6 protein-coding genes and 1 rRNA gene are annotated in these 9,025 nt (G+C 65.5%); all 7 read left to right on the plus strand.

All coding sequences use genetic code 11. The features are described 5' to 3' along the window. Positions 1–164 precede the first annotated feature (164 nt). Positions 165–1,034: a Sco1979 family transcriptional regulator gene (locus AW272_RS11835; RefSeq protein WP_066363658.1), complete on the plus strand. Its 870-nt coding sequence runs from the start codon at positions 165–167 to the stop codon at positions 1,032–1,034. Positions 1,035–1,206: 172 nt separating this feature from the next. Then, entirely contained in the window at positions 1,207–2,586 is a 1,380-nt protein-coding gene (gene tig / locus AW272_RS11840) for a trigger factor (protein WP_066363659.1), read from the plus strand. Positions 2,587–2,796: 210 nt separating this feature from the next. Next, the gene (locus AW272_RS11845; RefSeq protein WP_275527292.1) at positions 2,797–3,441 is read left to right on the plus strand and encodes a ClpP family protease; all 645 of its coding nucleotides are present in this window, start codon (positions 2,797–2,799) and stop codon (positions 3,439–3,441) included. Positions 3,442–3,452: 11 nt separating this feature from the next. Continuing rightward, positions 3,453–4,097 (plus strand): ATP-dependent Clp protease proteolytic subunit, encoded by a 645-nt coding sequence (locus AW272_RS11850; RefSeq protein ID WP_066363661.1) that lies wholly within the window; start codon positions 3,453–3,455, stop codon positions 4,095–4,097. Positions 4,098–4,297: 200 nt separating this feature from the next. Further along, a complete protein-coding gene (gene clpX, locus AW272_RS11855; protein WP_066363663.1) occupies positions 4,298–5,575 on the plus strand; it encodes an ATP-dependent Clp protease ATP-binding subunit ClpX in 1,278 nt (425 codons plus the stop codon). A gap of 48 nt (positions 5,576–5,623) precedes the next feature. Beyond that, entirely contained in the window at positions 5,624–8,206 is a 2,583-nt protein-coding gene (locus AW272_RS11860; RefSeq protein ID WP_439649140.1) for a valine--tRNA ligase, read from the plus strand. A gap of 465 nt (positions 8,207–8,671) precedes the next feature. Beyond that, a 16S ribosomal RNA gene (locus tag AW272_RS11865) occupies positions 8,672–9,025 on the plus strand; the annotation flags it as partial.

Genomic DNA, 9,025 nt, shown 5'->3' on the forward strand with positions numbered 1-9,025 from the left:
CAAATGCACGTGCAGGTGCGTTGTGCACTTGCCCAAAACGTTGAGCGATTGTGAAATGGACGGGGGGTTCAAGCCTTGTCTTCCTGGCCGGAAGTGGTGACACTGTGTGGGCTGGGGGTGTCGGCTCGACCGTCTCCGGCGAGTCGAGCAGAGGGGGAGGCGCCGTGACACGTACCCAGCCGGGACAAGGTCCCACGGCGCTGCGGATCCTCCTCGGCACCCAGCTGCGCAGGCTGCGGGAGAACCGGGGGATCACGCGCTTCGAGGCCGGACACCTCATCAGGGGCTCCGAGTCGAAGATCAGCCGCATGGAGCTGGGCCGCGTCAGCTTCCGCGAACGCGATGTCGAAGACCTCCTCACCATGTACGGGGTGGAGGACGACGCCGCCCGCAAGCCGATCCTCGAACTGGTCAAGCAGGCCAATGAGCCCGGCTGGTGGCACCGCTTCAGCGACGTGCTGCCCGGCTGGTTCCAGGCATACGTCGGTCTTGAAGAGGCGGCCGCCCGCCTCCGCACCTATGAGGTCCAGTTTGTGCCGGGCCTCCTCCAGACCAAGGAATACGCCCGCGCGGTCATCACGGCCGGTGCGGTCGGGTCCGCCCCCGAGGAGATCGCCCGCCGGGTCGACCTGCGGCTCGAACGCCAGCGCCAGGTTCTCGAACGCCACCAGCCGCCCACCTTCTGGGCGGTCATCGACGAGGCGGCGCTGCGCCGTCCCATCGGAGGCGTCGACGTGATGCGCGGTCAGATCCAGCATCTGATCGAGCTGATGGACCAGGCGAATGTCACGATCCAGGTGATGCCCTTTCATTTCGGCGGACACGCCGCAGAGGGCGGGGCGTTCAGCATCCTGCGCTTCCCCGAGGCGGAGCTCCCCGACATCGTCTACGTCGAACAGCTCGGCAGCGCCCTCTACCTCGACAAACGCGATGAAGTCGACCGATACAGCGAGGTGATGGAGAGACTGTGCGCGGTCTCCACCACACCGACCGAGACGGTCGACATTCTCAGAAAGATCTCGCGCGAGCTCTGAGGCGTCACGCGGGAGGGTTGCTCTGCTCTATGCTGAAGTTTGGCGCTGGACGCCCCGCCGCAGTGGAGCATGCCCAGGTGCCCTCTTCGTGGCGCGGCGCGCGTAACGTGCCGCGGTAGCTGTGCATGACGCGCCCGCGATCACCAGATGCTGTTATTTAGGAGACCACCCCGTGAAGACCGCTGTCGAGGAGCTCAGCCCCACTCGGGTGAAGCTCACCGTCGAGGTGCCGTTCGAGGAGCTCGAGCCGAGCCTGAAGGCCGCCTACAAGAAGGTCGCGCAGCAGGTGCGCGTCCCCGGCTTCCGCCCCGGTAAGGTTCCGGCCCGGATCATCGAGCAGCGCTTCGGCCGCGCGGTCGTGCTCGAGGAGACCCTCAACGACGCGCTGCCCGGCCTCTACGGCCGCGCCGTCGACGAAGTCGATCTCTTCCCCGTGAGCCAGCCCGAGATCGAGGTCACCCGGATCGACGACGGTCAGCAGGTCGAGTTCACTGCTGAGGTCGACGTCCGTCCCACCTTCGACCTGCCCGTCTATGAGGGCACCGAGGTCACGGTCGACCCCGCCACCGTCGGCGACGACGATGTCGAAGTCCAGCTCGACGCGCTGCGCCAGCGGTTCGCGACGCTGGCCGGCGTCGAGCGTCCGGCGACCAAGGGCGACTATGTCGTGATGGACCTGCGCGCCGAGATCGACGGCCGCAACCTCGAAGAGCAGCAGGCCGCCGACGTCTCCTACGAGGTCGGCGCCGGTTCGGTCCTCGAGGGCCTCGACGCCGCGCTCGAAGGCCTGTCGGCCGACGAGGAGAAGACCTTCAGCACCACGCTCGTCGGCGGTGAGAACGCCGGTGAAGAGGCCGACGTGATCATCAACGTCAAGTCGGTCAAGGAGAAGGTCCTCCCCGAGCTCGACGACGAGTTCGCTCAGCTCGCCAGCGAGTTCGACACGCTCGAGGAGCTGAAGAACAGCATCCGCGAGCAGGTCCGCCGCAACAAGCTGATCGAGCAGGTCGTCCAGGCCCGCGAGAAGGCCGTCGACGCCCTCATCGGCTCCCTCGACATCCCGCTGCCCGAGAGCGCGCTCAAGTCCGAGATCGACGCGCGCAAGCACAACCTCGAGCACCAGATCTCCGAGAGCGGCCTGAGCCGCGAGGCCTACTTCCGTCTCTACCAGACGTCCGAGGAGGAGCGCTTCGCCGAGTTCGACGCCAACTCCGCCCGGGCGCTGAAGATGGGCTTCGTCCTCGACAAGATCGTCAAGGCCGAGGACATCGGTGTCGCGGAAGAAGAGCTGACCCAGTTCGTCGTCCGCCGCGCCGCCCAGATGGGTGTCGCGCCGAACACGCTGGCCCAGCACCTCGCCGACAACGACCAGCTGACCCTCGCGATGATGGAGATCGTCCGCGAGAAGGCCAAGTCGGTCGTGGGCGACGCCGCCAAGGTCGTCGACACCGAGGGCAACGAGGTCGACCTCAAGGCCATCTACGTCGAGCTCAACCCCGAGCAGACCGCTGAGGGGCTCGCGCAGTCCCCGGCCGGTGCCGCCGCGGAGTAGAGCTCAACGCCGTTCATCAGGCCCTCGGTTGTCACCGGGGGCCTGTTGGCATTTGTTCGGTACGTCATGCTGAAGGCGAAAGTCGTACAAACAGGGCGTGGGGGAGCATGCGCCGTCAGCGAACACCCGGGCGAGGGGGCATGAGCTATCGGCGGCGCGCGTTAGGGTCGAGCAAAGCCAATCGATAACGACGCATCGGAAGGTGACGCTGTGACCAGCCCGCCGACCTTCTTCCAGCCCATGGGCTTCGAGCCTGAGTCGCGTGGCAGGGAGAATGGCCCCGCTCGGTTTGAAGACCAGCTCTACCAGCGTCTGCTGCGTGAGCGAATCGTGGTGCTCGGCACTCAGGTCAATGACGAGGTCGCCAACCGTCTGTGCGCGGAGCTCCTGCTGCTCGCCGCCGACGATCCCAGCCGGGACATCTCGATGTACATCAACTCTCCCGGCGGTTCTGTCACGGCCGGCATGGCGATTTACGACATGATGCAATATGTGCCGAACGACGTAGTCACGGTGGCGATGGGCCTGGCCGCTTCCATGGGCCAGTTCCTGCTCTGCGCCGGCACACCTGGCAAGCGCTTCGCCCTGCCCCACGCCCGGATCATGATGCACCAGCCCTCGGGTGGCATCGGCGGCACCGCCGCCGACATCGCGATCCAGGCCGAGCAGATGCTCTACGTCAAGAAGACCCTGGCGGAGCGCATCGCCTCCCACACGGGGCAGGCGCTCGACCAGATCGAGCGTGACTCCGACCGCGACCGCTGGTTCACGGCCGACGAGGCCAAGGACTACGGCTTCATCGACCAAGTCGTCCGCAGCGCGCGACAGGTGCCCTCCGAGGGCGCCGTTTCATGACGGGAGCGTCCATGAGTGACCTGATTCGGCCGGGTGACATCAACGGCCGCTACATCATCCCTTCGTTCGTCGAGCGCACGACGTACGGCGTGAAGGAGATGAACCCGTACAACAAGCTGTTCGAGGATCGCATCATCTTCCTCGGCGTGCAGATCGACGACGCGTCGGCCAACGACGTGATGGCGCAGCTCCTGACGCTCGAGTCGCTCGACCCCGACCGTGACATCAGCATCTACATCAACTCGCCCGGCGGCTCCTTCACGGCCATGACGGCGATTTACGACACGATGCAGTTCGTCCGGCCGGAGATCCAGACGGTGTGCCTGGGCCAGGCGGCCTCGGCCGCCGCGGTGCTGCTCTCGGGCGGCACGGCCGGCAAGCGCTTCGCCCTGCCGAACGCCCGGGTCCTGATCCACCAGCCCTCCACCGAGGGCGGCGGCCAGGGTTCGGACATCGAGATCCAGGCCCGTGAGATCCTGCGTATGCGGGACCTCCTGGAGGAGATCGTGGCCAAGCACACCGGCAAGGAGCCGTCTGTGGTCCGTCGCGACATCGAGCGCGACAAGATCCTCAGCGCCTACGAAGCCAAGGCCTACGGAATCGTCGACGACATCATTCCGTCGCGCAAGCGCCAAGCGGCTGCCGTCTCCTCGTAAGAGAGTTCGAAGGTCGCAAGTGCACCGGAACGGTGCCCAATTGGGCACCTTCCGGTGCGACTCACCGCTAGGGGGCTCACTATGGGCCCGGAAGACGGTAACGTCGAAACCTGAGCGGGATGACGTTTTCGCACCGAAGTGACCGGCGCGAATGGACGGACCGCGGTAGCAGGGTGGTCCCACGCAAAGGAGAGTCTGGGGTGGCACGCATCGGCGACGGGGGAGACCTGCTCAAATGCTCGTTCTGTGGCAAGAGCCAGAAGCAGGTCAAGAAGCTCATCGCTGGACCAGGTGTCTACATCTGCGATGAGTGCATCGAGCTCTGCAACGAGATCATCGAAGAGGAGCTCTCCGAGTCCTCCGAGCTGAAGTGGGACAACCTCCCGAAGCCTCGCGAGATCTACGAATTCCTCGACGCCTACGTGATCGGCCAAGACGGGGCCAAGAAGGCCCTCTCCGTCGCGGTCTACAACCACTACAAGCGCGTCCAGTCGGGCGAGCACGGCCGCGACGACGGGCTGGAGCTCTCCAAGAGCAACATCCTGCTCCTCGGCCCCACCGGCTCGGGCAAGACACTGCTGGCCCAGACCCTGGCCAAGATGCTCAACGTGCCGTTCGCCATCGCCGACGCCACCGCGCTCACCGAGGCCGGCTACGTGGGCGAAGACGTCGAGAACATCCTGCTGAAGCTGATCCAGGCCGCTGACTACGACGTCAAGAAGGCCGAGACCGGCATCATCTACATCGACGAGGTCGACAAGATCGCCCGCAAGAGCGAGAACCCGTCGATCACCCGCGACGTCTCCGGCGAGGGTGTCCAGCAGGCGCTGCTGAAGATACTGGAAGGCACCACCGCATCGGTGCCTCCGCAGGGCGGCCGCAAGCACCCGCACCAGGAGTTCATCCAGATCGACACCACCAACGTGCTGTTCATCTGCGGTGGCGCCTTCGCCGGCCTCGAGAAGATCATCGAGTCCCGGGTCGGCAAGAAGGGCATCGGCTTCAACGCCATCATCCGGTCCAAGGAAGAAGTCGACGCGATCGACATCTTCGGCGACGTGATGCCGGAAGACCTGCTGAAGTTCGGGATGATCCCCGAGTTCGTGGGCCGTCTGCCGGTCATCACCAGCGTCCACAACCTCGACCGCGAGGCCTTGATCCAGATCCTCACCGAGCCCCGCAACGCGCTGGTCAAGCAGTACCGCCGGCTGTTCGAGCTCGACAACGTGGAGCTGGAGTTCACCGACAACGCGCTCGAGGCCATCGCCGACCAGGCGATCCTGCGCGGAACCGGTGCTCGTGGGCTGCGCGCCATCCTGGAGGAGGTCCTCCTCTCGGTGATGTACGAAGTGCCCTCGCGACAGGATGTCGCCCGGGTCGTGATCACCCGTGAGGCCGTCCTCGAACACGTCAACCCGACGCTGATCCCGCGTGACCAGCTCAAGCAGCAGCGCACCCCGCGAGAGAAGTCCGCATAACACATATTGGGCCGGGGTGCTCGTCCGGAGCTTCTAGAATTGGCTTTCGTGACGACGCCTGAACTGCCTACCCAGTATGCCCCTGCCGACGTCGAGGCCCCCAGCTATGAGCGTTGGGTAGCGGCCGGTCACTTCGGAGCCAGTGCGGTAGACGGGCGAGAGCCGTACAGCATCGTCCTGCCGCCGCCGAATGTGACCGGTTCGCTCCACGTCGGCCACGCCCTCGACCACTCGATCCAAGACGCGCTGACCCGCCGGGCCCGCATGCGGGACAAAGCCGCTCTGTGGCTGCCCGGCATGGACCACGCGGGAATCGCGACGCAGAACGTCGTCGAGCGCGAGCTGGCCAAAGAAGGCCTCTCGCGCCACGACCTCGGCCGCGAGGCCTTCGTCGACCGGGTCTGGCAGTGGAAAGAGGAGTCGGGCGGCCGCATCCTCGGCCAGATGACCAAGCTCGGCGACAGCGTCGACTGGTCGCGCGAACGCTTCACGATGGACGAGGGCCTGTCGCGGGCCGTCCAGACGATCTTCAAGCGCCTTTTCGACGACGGTCTCATCTACCGGGCCAACCGCATCATCAACTGGTGCCCCCGCTGCCTGACCGCGCTGTCCGACATCGAGGTCGAGCACCAGGAAGACGAGGGCGAGCTCGTCTCGATCCGCTACGGCGACGGCGCCGATGCGATCGTGGTCGCCACCACCCGCGCCGAGACCATGCTCGGTGACACCGCCATCGCGGTGAACCCGTCCGACGAGCGCTACGCGCACATGGTCGGGCGTGAGGTCGAACTGCCGCTCACCGGCCGCCGCATCCCGATCGTCGCCGACGACCACGTCGACCCGGCGTTCGGCACCGGCGCGGTCAAGGTCACCCCGGCCCACGACCCCAACGACTTCGAGATCGGCCGCCGCCACGACCTGCCGTCCCTGACGGTCATGGACGAACGCGGCGTGATCACCGCCTCCGGCCCCTTCGAGGGGCTCGACCGGTTCGAGGCACGCCCCGCGGTCGTCGCGGCGCTGCGCGCCGAAGGCCGGATCGTCGCCGAGAAGCGCCCCTACCTGCACAGCGTCGGCCACTGCTCGCGCTGCAAGACCGTCGTCGAGCCGCGCCTGTCGCTGCAGTGGTTCGTCAACGTGTCGCCGCTGGCCAAGGCCGCCGGCGACGCCGTCCGCGACGGCCGCACCCGCATCCACCCGCCGGAGCTGGCCAAGCGCTACTTCGACTGGGTCGACGACATGCACGACTGGTGCATCTCCCGCCAGCTGTGGTGGGGTCACCGCATCCCGGTCTGGTACGGCCCCGAGGGCGAGGTCGTCTGCGTCGGTCCCGACGACGAGATCCCCGAGGGCTACACGCAGGATCCCGATGTCCTGGACACCTGGTTCTCCTCGGGTCTGTGGCCGTTCTCGACGCTCGGCTGGCCCGAGCAGACCGACGATCTGAAGAAGTTCTATCCGACGAGCGTTCTGGTCACCGGCTACGACATCCTCTTCTTCTGGGTCGCCAGAATGATGATGTTCGGCATCTACGCCATGGACGGCCAGCCGCCCTTCAAGACCGTCGCCCTCCACGGCATGGTCCGCGACCAGTTCGGCAAGAAGATGTCGAAGTCGTTCGGCAACGTCATCGACCCCCTCGACTGGATCGAGCGCTACGGCGCCGACGCCACCCGCTTCACCCTGTTGCGCGGCGCGAACCCGGGTTCGGATGTCGCCATCAGCGAAGACTGGGCGGCCGGCTCCCGCAACTTCTGCAACAAGATCTGGAACGCCACCCGGTTCGCTCTGATGAACGGCGCCGTCAGCGACGGCCTGCCCGAGGAGCTCACCGCGGCCGACCGCTGGATCCTGTCGCGCCTCCAGTCGGTGGTCGCGTTGGTCGACACCGCCTTCGACGACTTCGAGTTCGCCAAGATCAGTGACGCGCTCTACCACTTCGCGTGGGACGAGGTCTGCGACTGGTACCTGGAGCTCGCGAAGATCCAGATCGCCGGCGGCGGCCAGGTCGCCGACAACACCAAGCGCGTCCTCGGCCACGTCTTCGACGCGCTGCTGCGTCTGCTCCACCCGCTGACCCCGTTCGTCACCGAGGAGCTCTGGCGCGCGGTCACCGGCAAGGAGTCGATCGTCGTGGCCCCCTGGCCGGTCTTCGATCCCGCCAGGATCGATCAGACGGCCGAGGCGGAGATCGAGACGGTCCAGAACCTGGTCACCGAGGTCCGCCGCTTCCGCTCCGATCAGGGTCTCAAGCCTGGCCAGAAGGTGGCGGCCCGTCTTTCTCTCTCCGGTACGGCTGCCGCCGCGCACGAAGCCGCCATCCGATCCCTGCTGAAGCTCAACCCGTCGGGAGACGACTTCGCCGCGACCGCCCGGCTCGTCGTGGGCGCGGTCACCGTGGAGATCGACACGGCCGGCACCATCGACGTGGCCGCCGAGCGCAAGCGCCTGGAGAAGGACCTCGCGGTCGCGAAGAAGGAAGAAGCCCAGGTCACGGGCAAGCTCGGCAACGAGCAGTTCATGTCGAAGGCCCCCGACGACGTCGTCGCGAAGGTGCGCGCACGCGCCGCCCAGGCGGCCGAGGACATCGCCCGGCTCGAGGCTCAACTTGCCGCATTGCCTCGGGTTTAGGGTTTCGTAGCCAGGGAATGATTGCGGGGTTGCCGAAATAGGTCGCGGCAGCCCCGCAGAGGTGCTAACGTTCTTCTTACGCCAGCGGGACGGCGCGGCCCGGACTCAACAGAGCCGGGGCGGCCAGATGCCCGAAGCGGACCCACCATCTTCCTCCGGGAAACCGGGCGATTTGACATCGCCTGAATCGCGGGTAAGTTGGCCGGGTTGCTCTCGAGAGGGAGCGGCCGAATTTCTCTTCTGGGGAAACGGTAAATGTCAAGTCGCTGGATTTGACACTAACCGGGACTGCTGAAAAGATAAAGGCACAACAGCAAGACAAAAGCTTAAAAGAACTAAATGCGGGTCCGTTTCTTGAGAACTCAACAGTGTGCTAAAAGCCAGTGCATGATGCACAAACCCCGTCATTTATGACGGATTCCTTTGGTTGACATTATGTCAGCCGGGAAAATTCTCTGAAGACATCTTTTGGAGAGTTTGATCCTGGCTCAGGACGAACGCTGGCGGCGTGCTTAACACATGCAAGTCGAGCGGAAAGGCCCTTCGGGGTACTCGAGCGGCGAACGGGTGAGTAACACGTGAGTAACCTGCCCCTGACTCTGGGATAAGCCTGGGAAACTGGGTCTAATACCGGATATGACGTCTTCTCGCATGAGATGGATGTGGAAAGTTTTTCGGTCAGGGATGGACTCGCGGCCTATCAGCTTGTTGGTGGGGTAGTGGCCTACCAAGGCGACGACGGGTAGCCGGCCTGAGAGGGCGACCGGCCACACTGGGACTGAGACACGGCCCAGACTCCTACGGGAGGCAGCAGTGGGG

It is taken from the genome of Herbidospora mongoliensis (assembly GCF_001570545.1).
Classification (GTDB): Bacteria; Actinomycetota; Actinomycetes; order Streptosporangiales; family Streptosporangiaceae; genus Herbidospora; species Herbidospora mongoliensis.